Here is a 15798-nt window from a genome sequence, read left to right on the forward strand (position 1 = left end):
CGCTGCCACCGGCCCAGGGAAGAGCACCTCGGCATCCGCGGAGCGCGCCCGGCGGGCCCGCAGCAGGAGGTGGGGCGCGAGCGCAGCTGGCGGCTCGGCCGCTCACAAAAGCCTGCTACAAGGGCGGGCATGCGAACCGCTCGCGCCCGCGTCGGACGAGGCACGGCGGCGTGCGCGGTCGCGCTCGCCTGCGCCTCGACCGCGCACGCCGAGGAGCCCTCGAGCGCCGCGACCTCGAAGGAGGCCGCTTCCGCCGAGCAGCCGCCGGGACCTCCGCGGCCGCCGCGACCGCCGCTGCCGCCCGCGCCCCCCCGGACCGGCTTGCCGTGGGCCAGGCACATCGAGGTCGGCCCGGACATCGCCCTCGTCAACCGGTTCGGCTCGAGCGACGACGCCGGCCAGCCGACGGGGATTCGCCTGAAGCCCGCGATCGGCGTCGGGGTCCACGCGCGCTGGGAGATCTTCGACTACCTGCGCTTCTCCGCCTTCTTCGTGCACGCCAGGCACGAGCTCTCGCTCCAGGCGGGCGCGCTCGCGCAGCCCGGCCCGATCACGGCAGAGCCGCGCGAGGACGGCGCGCCCACGGTGCGCACCCTCGCGCTCGGCGCGCGCCTCGCGCCCACGCTTCCGCTCGGCGAGCGCGCCCGCTCGTGGCTGTCGGTCGGCGTCGGCTACGACAGGTTCGACTTCGACCGCATGCGGGTCCTCGACCCCGGGGGTGAGTTCACGGTCCGCGAGCGCGGCGCGTCGTACGTCGCGATCCCGCTGGGGCTCGGGGTGTCATTCGACATCATCCGCCGCTGGCTCACGATCGAGCTGGAGACCTCGGGCGCCTTCCTGCTCGGCCGGGGCGGCGACGCCACCCGGGAAGGCCAGGCCATCGACGCCCAGGGGCGGCGGCGCAACGTCGGCGCGCTGCCGCAGGCCCGGGGCTCGTTCGTCCAGACGCTCGGCCTCTCCCTCGTGCTGTGATCGCCGCGTCGCGCGGCGAGCTCAGCTGAGGGCCAGCATGCGATCGATCGGGACGCGCGCGCGCTCGCGCAGCTCGGGCGCCATCTCGAGGCGCGGGGCGAGATCGCGCAGCGCGAGATAGACCTTCTCGAGCGTGTTGAGCCGCATGAAGGGGCACTCGTTGCAAGCGCAGTTGCCCTCCGGCGGCCCCTCGATGAACTCCTTGTGCGGCGACGCCTTGCGCATCTGGTGCACGATGCCGCTCTCCGTCGCGACGATGTACTTCAGGGCGTCGTCCGCTGTCGTGTACTTGAGCAGCGCGGTCGTCGAGCCGATGTAGTCGGACATCCGCAGGATCGGCTCCTCGCACTCCGGGTGCGCGATGAGCTTCGCGTCCGGGTGGCGCTCGCGCAGCGCGACGATCTTGCGCAGGCTGAAGGTCTCGTGAACGACGCAGCTGCCCTGCCACAGGCGCATCGGGCGGCCCGTCCGCTCGACGAGCCAGCGCCCAAGGTTCTTGTCGGGCGCGAAGAGGATCTCCTGCCCCTCCGGGATCGCGCGGACGATCTTCTCCGCGTTCGACGACGTGCAGATGTAGTCGCTCTCGGCCTTCACCTCGGCGGAGCAGTTGATGTACGAGATCGCGGCCGCGCCGGGGTACCGGGCGCGCCAGGCGCGGAAGCGGTCGACGGGGCAGCCGTCGGCGAGCGAGCAGCCCGCCGCGAGGTCGGGGACCACGACGATGCGCTCGGGGTTCAGGATCTTCGCCGTCTCGGCCATGAAATGCACGCCGGCGAACAGGATGACGTCCGCGGTCGTCTTCTTCGCCTGCTGGGCGAGCTGCAGCGAGTCGCCGAGGAAGTCTGCGAGATCCTGGATGTCGCCGTCCTGGTAGTAGTGGGCCAGGAGGACGGCGTTCCTCTCCCGCTTCAGGCGGCTGATCTCGTCGTGCAGATCCAGGCGCGGATCGATGGCGGCAGGCTGGGGCGCGGCGCTCGTCATGGCTACCTAAGGTAGGCACCGCGCGGCGCGCTGGCCAGGGCCCCCGAGCCGCGCGGCGAGCTCCGGCGCGCTCCCCAGGCACGGCCACGCAGCCGGTGCGGCGGTCGCCGGCGCCCGAGCCGCGCGGCGCGCTCCAGCCGCGCGGCCCGCCGCGTCTCCCTCGTTGACAACGGCCGGCACCGGTTCACGATCGAGGCCCGCGGTGGGCCTGGGGAGGAGCTCTCGTCGTGGGCGGCCACCCATGTCCCTCCTGATCCCCGTCGCCCTGCTCGCCCTCGTCGTACCGCTGGTCGTGGCGCTCCTGCGCGCAAATGAGCTATTTTGCGTGCGCGTCGAGGGGCGCAACGTCCGGCTGCTCCGGGGCCGGGTGCCGCAGCGGCTGCTCGACGACATCACGGACGTCCTCCGCGCGGCGCCGGTCGGGCGAGGCGCGGTGCGGGTCGTGGTCGAGGACCGGCGCGCCCGGGTCCACGTGGAAGGGGATATCTCTCCCGAGCAGGCTCAGCAGCTGAGGAACACCGTCTCCATGTGGCCGGTTCCGAAGATCCGCGCGGCCCCGAAGCGCCGCGCGGGCGCATGACCCCGCCGCCGACATTTCCACCCTAGCGAGTCAGTCCCGCATGGCCGACGACAAACCCCGAGACAACCCGCCGACATCCAAGCTGGGGCGCCTCGCGCGCCTCGCCGGCCTCGCCCCCCGCACGATCCCGTTCGCCATCGAGGGCGCGAAGCGCGTCCTCGGCGCGACCCGGACCGAGGAGGAGGAGGCCGAAGCGCGGCGGAGGATGGCCCAGGAGGTCAAGAAGACCGCCGAGGCGATGCTGAAGACGCTCGGCGAGATGAAGGGCCTGCCGCTCAAGTTCGGCCAGATGGCGAGCTACATCGACGGGCTCGCGCCGCCGGGATACGAGGAGAAGTTCCAGGCCACGCTGAAGAAGCTGCTCGACAAGGCGCCGCCCCTGTCGCCGGAGGCCGCGGAGCAGATGATCCGCGAGGAGCTCGGCGCCCCGCCCGAGCACGTGTTCGCGGCCTGGGAGCGCGAGCCGTTCGCGGCGGCGAGCATCGGACAGGTGCACCGCGCAACGACGAGGTCGGGGGAGCGGGTCGCGGTGAAGGTGCAGTACCCCGGCATGGACAGGGCCATCGAGAACGACCTGAAGAGCGTCTCGATGCTCGAGGCGATGATGGCGCCCCTCGCCAAGAAGCTGAACGCCCGGCAGACCGTCGACGAGCTCCGCAAGGTCTTCCTGTCCGAGCTCGACTATGCGCGCGAGGCCGAGATGGCGGACCTGTTCCGCCGCATGAACGCCGGGGACGAGGACGTCTCTATCCCGCGCATCCACCACAGCCTCACCACGAGGCGCGTCCTCACGCTCGAGCTCGTCGACGGCATGAGCTACGCCGAGTTCTGCGAGCGCGGCAGCCAGGAGGCGAAGAACCGCGCGGGCCTCTCCATCTGGCGCTTCACCTTCCGCTCGATGCTCCGGTACGGCTGGCTCTACGCCGACCCGCACCCGGGCAACTACCGCTTCCACGAGGATGGGCGCGTCACGATCCTCGATTTCGGCTGCGTGAAGCAGCTCCCGCCCGACCTCGTGGCGGGCATGAAGCGCTACATGCGCGCCGCCATGGACGCGGACTGGAAGGAGTTCGACCGGGCGTGCGTGGAGGTGCTCGGCTACGACCCGGCCGACGAGAGCTGGGATCTCTACCGGAGCTACACGATGGAGCTCATGGTCCCGCTGTGCACGCACGGGACATGGAAGTGCTCCCCGGAGAAGGCGCGCGAGACGGTGGCGTACCTGACCCGCGGCATCCGGGGGCTCGCCCTCAAGGAGGGAGAGAAGATGCCCACCATCCCCCACGTGCCGAAGATGCCGCAGGACTTCACGTTCGTGAATCGCCTCCAGTGGGGGCTCGCGTCCGTGCTGGCCGGGCTCCGGACCGAGGCGGCGTTCCGGCGGACCATCGATCCCTGGGTGCGCGACGGGGTGCACCCCGTCCCCGATTGAGCGAGGATCGCTGGTAGGCTCGTCGGCGCGGAGGGGCGCGCCGAGGTCGCTTCCGCCGCGGCTCTCACCTTGACCTCGATCCCGCACGCTGTGACATTCGATCGGGGCATGGACGACGAGAGGGCGGCCTGCGAAAGGCGCGTAGGAACGACCCTGCGGGGCAAATGGACGATCGATCGCCTCGTCGGGATCGGCGGGATGGCCGCCGTCTATGCCGCGACCCACAAGATCGGGCGGCGCGAGGCGATCAAGATCCTCCACCCCGAGGTGGCCCGCTCGAAGGACCTGCGCGCCCGGTTCGAGCGCGAGGCGCAGGCCGTCAATCGCTTCCAGCACCCCGGCGTGGTCGAGATCCGCGACATCGACGTGACCGAGGACGGCGCGCCGTTCCTCGTGATGGAGCTCCTCGACGGCGAGTCGCTCGCCGACCGGATCCAGCGGCTCGGCAGCATCGAGCCGGGCGAGATGCTGCGGCTGATGGATGAGCTGCTCGACGTGCTCGGCGCCGCGCACGGGCAGGGGATCATCCACCGCGACATCAAGCTCGACAACCTCTTCGTCGAGAAGACCGGGCGCCTCAAGGTGCTCGACTTCGGCATCGCGCGCATGCGCGACGGCGTGAAGACGGCGATGCGGACCCGCACGGGCGCGACGCTCGGGACGGTGTCGTACATGGCCCCGGAGCAGGTGCGCGGCATCTCGGTCGACCACAGGGCGGACCTGTTCGCCGTCGGCGCGACCATGTTCCGGGTGATCGCGAAGCGGCGCATCCACGAGGCGCGCACGGAGTCCGAGCTGCTCGTGAAGATGGCGACCATGGCGGCGCCGCCGCTCGCGAGCGTCGCGCCGGAGACGCCGCACGGGCTGTGCCTCGTCGTGGACAGGGCGCTCGCGTTCGATCGCGACCGGCGCTACCCGGACGCCCGCACGATGCAGGCCGACGTGCGCGCGCTCCTGCATGGAGCGGCGCCGCCGCACGCGTCGGCGCGCCTCGCGGCGGGCGACGTGCCGTCGGCGGGCGCGCCGCCGCTCTCGCCGATGCTCCTGTCGGCGGCCGCCTCGGCGGACGCGCAGGCCGAGCCTCCGCCGCGGCCCGCGGCCCCGTCGGGCGCGAGATGGAACGAGATGGGCTCGGCGCCCGCGATCGGGTCGGAGCTCGGCCCGGGCAACAGCGGGGCGTCCTCGTGGGAGGCCGCCACGATGGCGGCGCCCGGAGCTCCGCGCGGGAGCGCCATGGATGCGGCCCAGGCGCACGGAGGACACCCCGGCATGGCGCAGGCCGCCCCCGGCGCTCCGAATGGACCGCCGTCGGCCCTGCACAACACCGGCGCCGGCCACGCCGGAGCGCACGGCGCGCCCCCATCGTGGCAGGGCGCCGGCGCGCCCCACAGCGCGCCCGTCTCGCTCCACAACACAGGCTCGGGCCTGCACAACACCGGTCCGGCCTACGGCGCGCCCGCCCCGGCGCACGGCGCCAGCGCGCCCCACAGCGCGCCGGCGCACGGCGCCAGCGCGCCCCACAGCGCGCCGGCACACGGCGCCAGCGCACCCCACGGCGCGCCGCCACACGGCGCCAGCGCACCCCACGGCGCGCCGGCGCACGGCGCCAGCGCGCCCCACAGCGCGCCGGCGCACGGCGCCAGCGCACCCCACGGCGCCCCCGTCTCGCTCCACAACACGGGCTCCGGCCTGCACAACGCCGGCCCGGCCTACGGCGCGCTCGCCCCGGCGCACGGCGCCAGCGCGCCCCACGGCGCCCCCGTCTCGCTCCACAACACGGGCTCCGGCCTGCACAACGCCGGCCCGGCCTACGGCGCGCCGGCCCCGCGGCACAGCGCCGGCGTACCGCACGGCGCGCCCGCCTCGCTCCACAACACGGGCTCCGGCCTGCACAACGCCGGCCCGGCCTACGGCGCGCCCGCGCCGCCGCACGGCGCCAGCGCGCCCTACGGCGAGCAGCCGGCCGCGGCGTGGGCGCCGCGCCACGCTCAGCCGAGGCTGCCGCCGAAGCTCATGATCCCGCTCGCGCTCGGCGGCGTGGCGCTCATGATCGTGAGCGTGCTCGCGATCTGGATGGCGCTCCGCGACGAACCCCAGAGCGACGCGGTCCAGCACGATCTGCTGCCGGCCCAGAGCGCGAGCGCCAGGCCGACCCAGCTCTCCCCGTCCTCGGAGAGCACCGACGAATCGCGGAGCAACGTGAACGAGCCAGGATCGCGGAGCAACGTGAACGAGCCAGGATCGCGGAGCAACGTGAACGAGCCAGAGACGATGCGCCCGGACGCGCCGAACGCTCCGGCGACCGCGCCGCCCGCGAGCACGTTCATCATCGACTTGACCAAGAAGAAGCAGCGGACGAGAAAATCACGCCAAGACTGAAGCCAGATCGCCGAACATGGAGCTCCGCCCCCTCATGGTGACGAGGACAACCCCGCGCGCTCGATCGATGCTCGTCGGGTCCGCGCTGGCGCTCACGCTCTCGGGAGCGTGCTCGGACCCGGTGCCGATCGGCCCACGTCCCGACGCCGGCGGCGACGGTGGAGGCGGCAGCGGAGGCGCGCCGCCGCTCTGCAGCTCCGGCGACGTGCAACCCTGCTATCCCGGCCCGGCAGACACCGAGGGTGTCGGCGTGTGCGCGGCGGGCGTGCGGAGGTGCCAGCCAGACGGCCAGGGCTTCGGCGAGTGCGAAGGCGCCGTGGTCCCGAGGCCCGAGGACTGCGGCACCACCGTGGACGACGACTGCGACGGCGCGACGAACGAGCCCGACGCGGGGTGCGTGTGCACCCCGGGCCAGATCAAGACTTGTTACAGCGGCCCCGAGGGGACGAGCGGCGTGGGGCTCTGCGCGGTGGGGCTGCAGATGTGCGATCTCTCGGGCACGTCGTGGCGGCCGTGCGGCGGCGAGGTCGCCCCGCAACGAGAGACGTGCACGGACGACACCGACGAGGACTGCGACGGCTTCGCCTGCAGCGCGCCGCTCTGGGCCGCCCTCTACGGTGATCAGAACACCCAGAGCGCGACCAGCGTCGGCGTCGACGCGCAGGGAAACGTCTATATCGGCGGCACCTTCTCGGGGACCATCAACCTGACCGGCAAGGAGACGGGCACCCTCGTCAGCATCGGCACCTCCGACGTGTACGTCGCGAGCTTCGACCCCTCCGGACAGCACCGCTGGAGCGTGAGGTTCGGCGGCAGCGGCGCCGAGACGCTCAACGGGCTCGCGGTGACGCCCGAAGGCAACCTCGTGCTCGGCGGGACGTTCTACGGGTCGTTCACGTTCGGCGGCACGACGCTTCGCAACGTCAACGCGCTCGACACCTTCGTGGTCACGATGAGCGGAGAGAAGGGCGAGCAAGGCTGGGCACGCCAGCTCGGAGACGCGGCCGATCAGACGCTGCGCTCGATCGCGGTGGACCCCGCCGGAAACATCGTGATCGCCGGCTACTTCAGCGGCTCGCTGCTCTGCTCGTCGCCGCCCGTCCCGGTCTGCGCGACCAGCGCAGGCGGCACCGACATCTTCGTGCGGAAGTACGATCCGCTCGGCGCCACCCTGTGGACCAGGATCTACGGAGACGACAAGAACCAGTTCGCCACCGGCGCCGCCGTCGGCAGCGACGGCAGCGTGCTCGTCACCGGCAGGTACAACGGCGCCCTGACCGTCGGCTCCCGGCAGGTGAAGAACACCGGGCTCGGGCCGAACCTGTTCGTCCTGAAGCTCGACAGCGGCGGGAACGGCGTCTGGCTCTCGGACTATGGAGACACGGCGTCGCAGGCGGGCACCGGGATCGCCGTCGCCCCCTCGGGCGCGGTGCTCGTGACCGGGACGTACATGGGCGAGCTCAACTTCGGGGCGGCCGGCACGCTCCCCGCCAACGATGTGCAGACGGCGTTCGTGGCGTCGCTCGCCCCCGACGGCGTGCCCGTGTGGGCGCGGTGGTTCGCCGGAGACGGCACGCAGGAGAGCACGTCGATCGCCGCGGACGCGGAGAACGGCGTGGTGGTGACCGGCTCGGTCCAGGGCGTTGTCGACCTCGGCGGCGGGCCGCTGCCCGGCGGCGGCGGCTTCGACGCCTTCGTGGTGAAGCTCGACGCCGACGGCAATCACGTCTGGGGGAAGGTGCTCGGCGCCGCCGGCAACCAGAGGTCGAACGCGGCGGCCGTCGCGCCGGGCACGGGGGTCATCGCGCTCTCGGGCACCGCCGAGGGGAAGATCGACTTCGGCCTCGGCGAGCACGCAGCGAACGGGACCGACGCGTTCGTCGTGCTCCTGTCGCCGTAGACAGGAGCCGCGGCCCCGGTCACGGGGCGCCGCGAGCGCCCGCAGGGACGAGGTCGACGCGGCCGAGCTCCTCGTTGGTCGCCGCGATGGCGGCGCGGATCGGCTCGCCGACGCCGTAGCGACGGCTCGCGCCGACCAGCGCCTGGGCGGCGACGTCGATCCGATACGGGCCGCCCGGCAGCGCCTCCAGCGCGATCGTGCCCGTCGCGCCGGACTCGACCATCTGGACGACGAGGCCGAACGGCTTGATGGATACGATGTAGCCCTCGATCTCCTCGCCGACGCGGGAGGCGAAGAGGCGCGCCACGAGCATGCGGTGCCGCTCCGTCTCGGCCTTGGCGGCGCTGCGCGCGCGCGCGTTCAGGTGGTGAGCGAGCGACGCGAGCACCTCGGCGTCGGCGCGCTGGTCGCGGCGGCCCTGGAGATAGCGCTTGACCACGCGGTGCACCGCGAGGTCGGCGTAGCGGCGGATCGGGGACGTGAAGTGCAGGTACAGCGGGGCGCCCAGGCCGAAATGCAGGCCTCCGGCGCCCGTGTACCGGGCAGGGCCGAGCGCCTTGCCGACCACGGTGCGGATGGCCGGCGCGAGCTCGGAGCCCCTGTACTGCGCCTCGAACGCCGCGAGGCCGAGGGGGCTCAGGCGCGCGCCGAAGCCGGCCTCGACGCCGAAGTTGTGCGCGAACTGCTCGAGCGCGCGGACGCGCTCCTCGGTCGGCTCGTCATGGACACGAAAGACGCAGGGGAGCCCGCGCGCCACGAGCCAGCTGGCCACCGCCTCGTTCGCCGCCACCATCAGCCGTTCGATGAGGCGGTGCGCGCCCGTGTCGGAGCGCGGCGAGACGGCGGTCGGCTCGCGCGTCTCGGCGTCCAGCGTCACGTACGCCTCCTCGCGATCGAGCTCGACGCCGCCGCGCGCCGCGCGGACCGTCGACAGCCGCGCGGCCGCGGTGCGGAGCCAGCGCACGACCGGCCGGGCCGCCTCGGGGATGCCGGCGGAGCGGCCCGTCGTCAGGAACTCCTCGACGGCGTCGTACGAGAGGCGGGCGTGCGAGCGGATCACGCTCTCGTGCAGGTCGATCGACGTGATGCCCCCCTCGGGGTCGATGCGCAGCTCGACCGTGACGGCGAGCCGATCGACCCCCGGGAGCAGGCTCGCCGCCTCGCTGGAGATCGCGTCGGGGAGCATCGGGATGACGCGGCCAGCCAGGTAGACGCTCGTGCCCCGGGCGCGGGCCTCGAGATCGAGCGGCGAGCCCTCGGGGACGAACGCGTCCACGTCGGCGATCGAGACGAGGACGCGGAGCGCCCCGTCGGGGCCGGCCGGCAGCACCGAGACGGCGTCGTCGATGTCCGTGGTGACGGGCGCGTCGATCGTGACGGTGATGACGTCGCGCAGGTCGCGGCGGCCGCGCGCGAGCTCGCGCTGGACCGACACCGCCGCGACCGCCGCGCGCGACGCCTCGAGGACCTCGCCCGAGAACACGGCGCGCACGCCGTTGCGGGCGAGGCACCGCTCGATGCCGAGATCGGCCTCCGACGCGACGACGCGCGCCGGGACGACCGCCGCGCCCTCGATGGTGGCGACCACCGCGGCGCCCTCGGGCAGGTCGTCGGCGCTGCCCGGCTTGAACGGCCAGTCCGTGTTGGAGACGAGGCGATCGACCCGGAGGTGCGGCCGCTTCGCGTGCGATACGACCGTCCCGAAGAGCTCGGAGCGATCGCGCTGGACGAGGGCGAGCTGCGACGCGCTGAAGCGGCCCGGCTCCGCCTCGACGACCACCGCGTCGACGACGTCGCCGTCAAGGAACGGGTTCAGATCGGGCGGCGCGATGAAGGCGGTCGCCGAGCCGAGGGCAGCCAAGCCCGGCCTGCCCGGCCCCCCCGCCCTCTCCGGAGAGGCCTCGATGTTCAGGAACCCGAAGCCACGGGGGTTGACCGAGATGCGTCCACGAACGGGTGCGTGCATAGGCGCGGAAGGTACGCCAGATCCCGGCGCGTTCGAGCACAAGCTGCCCGTTGAGCTCGCACCAACACAATAGAATTACCACAACACGGTAAACCAAGCGGCGGGCGCGAGGTCACGGCATCGCGCGCTGCACGCCGAGATGCGCTCGGGCGCTTGGGGTGCCTCGCGCTGCGCCGCGATGACGTGCGGGCGGCATCGCGGTTCCACGTGCGCCGGGGACCCTGTGCGTGGGCGGGACGCCAGGGCAAAAGTGCCTCCCTGGACGGTTCGCGGCGCCGGATCGGCTTATACTCGACACATCGTGGAAGACTCAGGGGACATCATCGAGCTAGCGCGTGTGATGCCTCGGGACCGCTTCGTCCGCCAGGTGACGAACCTGCTCCTCGTGGTGTCCGAGGCTGGTCCGGACAACCAGCAGATCGCATTCCGGACGGTCGCCGCGTCGCCGGCGGCGCACCGGAAACCGCCGCCTCCGCCCGGCCCAGCGAGCGAGGTGTTCCAGATCGTCAAGGCGAAGGGCAATCCCTATCTCGACCAGATCTCGGTGGGCCGCACGCGCAATTGCGACGTGGTGCTGCGCCACCCCTCCGTGTCCAAGCTGCACGCGCATTTCCGGCGGAATGAGCAGGGGCAGCTCGTGCTCGTCGACAACGGCTCGCAGAACGGGACCCGCGTGAACGGCAAGCTGCTCTCCGAGAGCGAGCCGCAGGAGGTCTCGGTGGGCGACGTGATCCAGTTCGGCCGGCTCACGACGTCGCTGCTCGACGCGGCGGCCCTCTTCGACCTCGTGCGCGAGCAGGCGCGCCTCGCGAGGGATCAAGCGAACCGGTGAGCGCCGCGCGCGGCGGGGCTCAGAACCGGTATCCTGCGGAGACGTTCGGAAAGAACATCGTGAACGTGCCGTGGGCGAGCTCCTCGAACACGACCTTCTTGCCCGGCGCGCAGTCGACCGTGGGGTGCGCCGCGTCGCACTCGGCCCCGACCACGTAGGTGTTGCCCGTCTCGAGCGGCGGGCCGTCGACGAGGAAGAAGCCGACGCCGAGGCCCGCGCTGGCGCTGAGGCGCCCGAGCTTCAGCCGGAGCCTCAGCTCGGGCATCGCGAACGGCGCGGCGGCGCGGACGGCCCTGCCCGCGTTCTGCACGGCCACGCTGACGGTCCTCTCCGCGTCGGACGCCGTGCCGGTCACCTCGTCGCTCATCTCGGCCAGCACCACGCCGAGCCCGAGCGCGCCGCCGACGTCGAGCCATGACGACAGCCCGTAATGATAGCTGCCGCCGACGATCACCGTCACGCCGGCCAGGCCGATGTCGTCGTGAAAGCTGTAGCGGATGGGGAGCCTCTCGTCGCCCCCGCGCGGAGCGGCATAGGTCGCGTCGAGCGAGCGATCGAGCGTCGTGTGGAGGCTCAGGTACCCGGCCGTGAGCTCGATGGCGGCGCCGATCGGGAACTCGTAGCTGCCGCGCACGCCGGCCAGCACGCCGGACGGGCGCGAGACGCCCGAGCAGCTGTAGCTGCCGCAGCTCCGCTCGGCGTCGCTCTCGAGCGACGACGCGAACGCATAGCCGCCGGTCGCCTCCAGCCGGAAGACGCCGACCCTCCGACCCCAGCGCGGGTGCGCGTCGTCGATGGCGAGCGGCAGGACGATGTCGCCCCTCGTCGTCCTGTCGACGGTCGCGCGCAGCGTGCGCGCGAAGTAGCCCGGCTCGTGCGCCTCGAAGGTGTGGCGCCCGAGCGGCAGCGCCCCACGCCACTGCCCCTTGCCGACCGGGACGCCGTTGATGGTCAGATCCGCGCTCAGCGGCTGGGCGACGACGCGGACCTCCTCGCCGAGCGGCCCCGCCTCGACCGTGGCGACGGCGAGCTGCCCCGCGATGACGCTCGCCTCGCGGGGCGCAGAGCCGAGATCGCCCTTGCGCACCGAGTAGAAATGCGGGCCAGGCGCGAGCGCGCCCTCCCACGGCAGCTGGCCGATCAGCGCGCCGTCGATGAGGAGATCGGCGCCGACGAGCCGCTCGTCCTCGACCTTCAGCCGGCCGGTGCTGGCGAGCGGATCGAGCTTCGCGTCCACCGACCTGGTCTCGGCGACCCCGACGGTCACGATCCGCTCGAACGTGTGCCAGCCGTCCTTGACCACGCGGAGCGTGTGATCCCCGGGGAGCAGCCGGATCGGGCCGGCGAGGGGGAGCCGGCCGCGCTGCCTCCCGTCGATGAGCACCAGGCCATCGACGTTCGACGAGACGACGACGCTGCCGATCCGCGCTCGCAGCGTGGCGACCGCGGACGCGACGCTCCGGCGCTCCGGCTCGCCGAGCTCCGCGCGGAGCTCCGTGAGCAGCGCCTCGTAGAGCTCGAGCGCCTCGTCGTAACGCCCGAGCTGATCGAGGCAGAACGCGGCGTTGAGGGTGTTGGGCACCGAGGCGACGACCTGACGCGACCTCAGGTAGAGCTCGAGCGCGCGCTGGAAGTCGCCGATCTTGCGCAGCTCGTTCCCTTCCTGAAAGAGCGCCTTGGCCCGGGCGAGCGCCTCGTCGGCCGGCGCGGGCGACGCGGGCGCCGCGGACGCCGAGGCAGGCGCAGGCGGCTCGGGTGGCGCGCCCGGGACAGCCTCCGCCGGCGGGGGCTGCGCGCGGGCCGGAGGCGCAGGCGCCGCGCTCGCCGTGGCGAGCGCGCACGCCGCAAAGCAGCGCCGCAGGGCGCGACGGGCGCGCGGCATCGGTTTCACCACCGGTCGACCGGCACCACCGCGGGCGGAGCGGGCGGAGCCGCAGGCGCCCCCGTGGCGGAGGGCGCGGCAGGCTCGGCCACGGGAGGAGCGCCGCGTGGGGCGCGGCTCTTCCTGTCACGGCGCGGGGCAGGCTCGGAGGCCGCGACCGACGCAGAGGCCGGCGGGGGCGGCTGGAGATCGATGCGATCGGGGCGGATCGTGCCGTCGCTCAGCAGGAACACCGTCTCCTTCGTCGTCGCGCCGCCGCGGGTCACCTCGATCTCGAACGTGTCGCCGGCCTTGCCCGTGAGGTCGAGCCGGCCGTCGCTCACCGGACGCGCCGCGCCGTTGACCCGCACCGTCGCCTCCTTCGGGAGCGTCACGACGGCGGTGAAGGACGCAGGCGTGGGCGCGGGCGCGGGCGCGGGCGCGACGGGCAGCGCGGGCTCGCTCGGCGCGGCGGGCGACGCGAGCGGCTCGTTGCCCGTCGAGGCGCGCAGCGCGAGGCCGCCGCCGATCGCGGCCAGGGCGACCACCGTGACCGCCGCCCCGACGAAGCGCCGCCGCGCCGCGCCGGAAGGCTCCTTCACCGCGGTGAAGGAGCTGCCGCCGATGGATCGCTCCTCCCCCTCGGCCGATCGCGAGAGCCTGGACTCGCGCAGCGCGGAGATCGGGGTGGCGCCGGCGCGCCGCTCGGGGTCGATGCCGCGCAGCTGATCCAGCGTGACGACGCCGGTGCCGTCCGCGTGCGGCTCGAGCGCGGCGATGAGCTCCTCCATGCTCTGCCAGCGCTCCGCGGGATCCCGCAGGAGGCCGCGGTGCACGACGGCCGCGAGCGCCGGGGAGACCCACGGCGCGGCCCCGGAGAGCGGCGGCACGCGCTCGGTGCAGATCGCGAGCAGGAGCTCGGCGAGCGAGGCGTCGGCATCCCAGGGGCAGCTCCCGCAGAGCGCCTGGTAGAGCGAGACCGAGAGGCTCCAGATGTCGGAGCGGTGATCGACGTCCTTCGCCATCTTCGCCTGCTCGGGAGACATGTAGATGGGCGACCCGAGCACGCCGCCGGCGCGCGTGAGCTCGTGCGAGACGCCGTCCCCCGTGCGCTTCGCGATGCCGAAATCGCACACCTTGACCACGATCCTGCGATCGCTCGACGACGGCGGGCGGATGGAGCCGGACGGGCGCCGCCCCGAGGACGGCGGGCGGACCGAGCCGCCCGAGCGCCGCACCGACGGCGGCCCCGCCGGGAGCGAGCCGCGCTGGGTGGACGGCGGCGCCGAAGCGAGCGCGCCGCGCCGGGTGGACGGCGGCCCCGAAGCGAGCGCGCCGCGCCGGGTGGACGGCGGCGCCATCGAGGTCGACGGCCTTTGGGCCGCGCCCTCGAACGGCGCGTGCAGGAAGAGGTTCGCCGGCTTGATGTCGCGGTGCACGATCCCCTCGGCGTGCGCCGCCGCGAGCCCGCGCGCCGCCTGGATGAACACGCGCACGACGGGCTCCGGCTCCAGCGGCCCGCGCATCCTGAGGAGCTTGGCGAGGTCGACGCCGTGCAGGAGCTCCATGATGATGAACGGCGTCGCGAGCGTGAGATCCATGCCAAGCTCGAACGTCTTGACCACGTGCGGGCTCTGGATCGCGGTCACCGCGCGCGCCTCGCGGATGAAGCGGCGCACGGCGTGGTCGTCCTGCCCGACGGCGCTCTTGAAGATGACCTTGGCCGCCACCCGCCGCCCTTCGGGCGACTCCGCCTCGTAGACGGCGCCCATCCCGCCGCGCCCGATCAGCCGGCGCACCGCGTACCGGCCGCCGAGCTCGCGGCCGACCAGCGGATCGGTCTCGGCGCCGGCGCGCTCGGCGATGGCCTCGCGCAGCTCGGGATCGAGCGGCCTCAGCATGTCGATGGTGATGCGCTCCTCGCTGCCCGACGCGGCGCGCAGCGCCTCGGCGAACGCCTCGATCGACGGATAGCGCCGGTCCACGTCGCTGTGCAGCGCGAGCGAGAGCGCGGTCGCGAGGCGCGCCCCGATCCACGGGGCGCGATCCTGGATCGACGGGAGCTGCGCGAGATGCGCGAGAGACGACGCCGGCCCGTCCGCCGCCGTGTCCGTGGGGCCGAGCTCGGCCGTGTCCGCCGTGACGTCGAGCTCGGCCCACGGCGAGGCGCCGCAGAGCATCTCGTAGAGCGTCGCCGCCAGGCCGAACACGTCACCCCGCACGTCCGCGGTGCGGTCCCGCGGCCCCGACTCGTCGCGCAGGGGACCGGTGCTCCTCGCCGCCTTGCCAGGGGCGGAGGTGGCCGTGTCACAGCCCTTCGAGAGCCCGAAGCCAAAGACGCGGACGAGGATCTCTCCGCTCGCGAGGTGCTCCAGGAAGATGCGCGGCGGCCGCACGTCGCGGTAGACGAGGCCCGCGGCGTGCCCCGCCGAGAGCCCCGCGGCGGCCTGGAGCGCGATCCGCACGGCGACCTCGGGCGCGAGCGGCCCCGTCTCGGCGAGCAGGGCGGCGACGTCGGTCCCGTCGAGCAGCGGCATGACGAGGTAGGCGAGATCGCGCTCGAGGTCGTGGCCGGCATCGACGATCGGGACGACATGCGCGTTGTCGAGCTTCGCGGTGACGCTCGCCTCGCGGGTGAGCCGTGACAGCGTGTCCTCGGTGACGACCTCGGGCCGCAAGACCTTGAGCGCGACGCGGCGGCCCGAGGGGCCCCGGGCCTCGAACACGACACCGAAGCCCTGCGCGGAGAGGACGCGGACGATCCGATATCCGCCGGTGAGCGCGCCCCCCACGAGCGCCGTCGGATCCGCCAGAGGTGCTGTCCGGCCCATGTCCTCAAGCATACGACGGCCCATCGCGCCCCACAAAGCATGAGTGTCACGCGACCTCGGAGGC

10 protein-coding genes are annotated in these 15798 nt (G+C 73.4%); 6 read left to right on the forward strand and 4 right to left on the reverse strand.

What is annotated here, in order from left to right:
• The first annotated feature begins 129 nt into the window (after positions 1 to 129).
• The gene (locus WMF22_RS40155; protein ID WP_437295223.1) at positions 130 to 972 is read left to right on the forward strand and encodes a hypothetical protein; all 843 of its coding nucleotides are present in this window, start codon (positions 130 to 132) and stop codon (positions 970 to 972) included.
• 21 nt (positions 973 to 993) lie between these two features.
• Here WMF22_RS40155 and nadA read toward each other — a convergent pair whose 3' ends face one another.
• On the reverse strand, positions 994 to 1953 hold the full coding sequence (gene nadA / locus WMF22_RS40160) for a quinolinate synthase NadA (RefSeq protein ID WP_012240033.1): 960 nt from the start codon (positions 1951 to 1953) through the stop codon (positions 994 to 996).
• A gap of 241 nt (positions 1954 to 2194) precedes the next feature.
• Here nadA and WMF22_RS40165 point away from each other — a divergent pair, with 241 nt between their 5' ends.
• The 4 genes from WMF22_RS40165 (at position 2195) to WMF22_RS40180 (ending at position 8244) form a co-directional block, all read left to right on the forward strand.
• The gene (locus tag WMF22_RS40165; protein ID WP_438033149.1) at positions 2195 to 2533 is read left to right on the forward strand and encodes a DUF3634 family protein; all 339 of its coding nucleotides are present in this window, start codon (positions 2195 to 2197) and stop codon (positions 2531 to 2533) included.
• Between the two features lie 40 nt (positions 2534 to 2573).
• Positions 2574 to 3965: an ABC1 kinase family protein gene (locus WMF22_RS40170; protein WP_437295225.1), complete on the forward strand. Its 1392-nt coding sequence runs from the start codon at positions 2574 to 2576 to the stop codon at positions 3963 to 3965.
• 108 nt (positions 3966 to 4073) lie between these two features.
• Entirely contained in the window at positions 4074 to 6344 is a 2271-nt protein-coding gene (locus tag WMF22_RS40175) for a protein kinase domain-containing protein (protein WP_438033150.1), read from the forward strand.
• A 34-nt stretch (positions 6345 to 6378) separates the two neighbouring features.
• Entirely contained in the window at positions 6379 to 8244 is a 1866-nt protein-coding gene (locus WMF22_RS40180; RefSeq protein WP_438033151.1) for a hypothetical protein, read from the forward strand.
• 19 nt (positions 8245 to 8263) lie between these two features.
• Here the strand turns inward: WMF22_RS40180 and WMF22_RS40185 are convergent, their stop codons facing one another.
• Complete coding sequence (locus WMF22_RS40185) at positions 8264 to 10210, reverse strand: ribonuclease R family protein (RefSeq protein WP_437295228.1); 1947 nt, start codon at positions 10208 to 10210, stop codon at positions 8264 to 8266.
• 340 nt (positions 10211 to 10550) lie between these two features.
• Between WMF22_RS40185 and WMF22_RS40190 the strand changes: the two genes are divergently transcribed.
• A complete protein-coding gene (locus tag WMF22_RS40190; protein ID WP_438033152.1) occupies positions 10551 to 11042 on the forward strand; it encodes an FHA domain-containing protein in 492 nt (163 codons plus the stop codon).
• A 19-nt stretch (positions 11043 to 11061) separates the two neighbouring features.
• Here the strand turns inward: WMF22_RS40190 and WMF22_RS40195 are convergent, their stop codons facing one another.
• Positions 11062 to 12924 (reverse strand): PEGA domain-containing protein, encoded by a 1863-nt coding sequence (locus WMF22_RS40195; protein ID WP_437295230.1) that lies wholly within the window; start codon positions 12922 to 12924, stop codon positions 11062 to 11064.
• A gap of 5 nt (positions 12925 to 12929) precedes the next feature.
• Positions 12930 to 15734 carry a protein kinase domain-containing protein gene (locus WMF22_RS40200; RefSeq protein WP_438033153.1) on the reverse strand — a complete coding sequence of 935 codons (2805 nt, stop codon included), beginning with the start codon at positions 15732 to 15734 and terminating at the stop codon, positions 12930 to 12932.
• Between the last annotated feature and the right edge of the window lie 64 nt (positions 15735 to 15798).

The sequence above is a fragment of the Sorangium sp. So ce204 genome (assembly GCF_051526795.1).
In the GTDB taxonomy this organism is placed as follows: Bacteria; Myxococcota_A; Polyangia; order Polyangiales; family Polyangiaceae; genus Sorangium; species Sorangium cellulosum_B.

Bases quoted from the DNA above. Each gene is read 5' to 3' on its own strand.
- WMF22_RS40165 (WP_438033149.1), top strand. From the start codon at position 2,195: ATGTCCCTCCTGATCCCCGTCGCCCTGCTCGCCCTCGTCGTACCGCTG.
- WMF22_RS40195 (WP_437295230.1), bottom strand. From the start codon at position 12,924: ATGCCGCGCGCCCGTCGCGCCCTGCGGCGCTGCTTTGCGGCGTGCGCG.
- WMF22_RS40170 (WP_437295225.1), top strand. From the start codon at position 2,574: ATGGCCGACGACAAACCCCGAGACAACCCGCCGACATCCAAGCTGGGG.
- WMF22_RS40200 (WP_438033153.1), bottom strand. From the start codon at position 15,734: ATGGGCCGGACAGCACCTCTGGCGGATCCGACGGCGCTCGTGGGGGGC.
- WMF22_RS40155 (WP_437295223.1), top strand. From the start codon at position 130: ATGCGAACCGCTCGCGCCCGCGTCGGACGAGGCACGGCGGCGTGCGCG.
- WMF22_RS40180 (WP_438033151.1), top strand. From the start codon at position 6,379: ATGGTGACGAGGACAACCCCGCGCGCTCGATCGATGCTCGTCGGGTCC.
- WMF22_RS40190 (WP_438033152.1), top strand. From the start codon at position 10,551: ATGCCTCGGGACCGCTTCGTCCGCCAGGTGACGAACCTGCTCCTCGTG.
- nadA (WP_012240033.1), bottom strand. From the start codon at position 1,953: ATGACGAGCGCCGCGCCCCAGCCTGCCGCCATCGATCCGCGCCTGGAT.
- WMF22_RS40175 (WP_438033150.1), top strand. From the start codon at position 4,074: ATGGACGACGAGAGGGCGGCCTGCGAAAGGCGCGTAGGAACGACCCTG.
- WMF22_RS40185 (WP_437295228.1), bottom strand. From the start codon at position 10,210: ATGCACGCACCCGTTCGTGGACGCATCTCGGTCAACCCCCGTGGCTTC.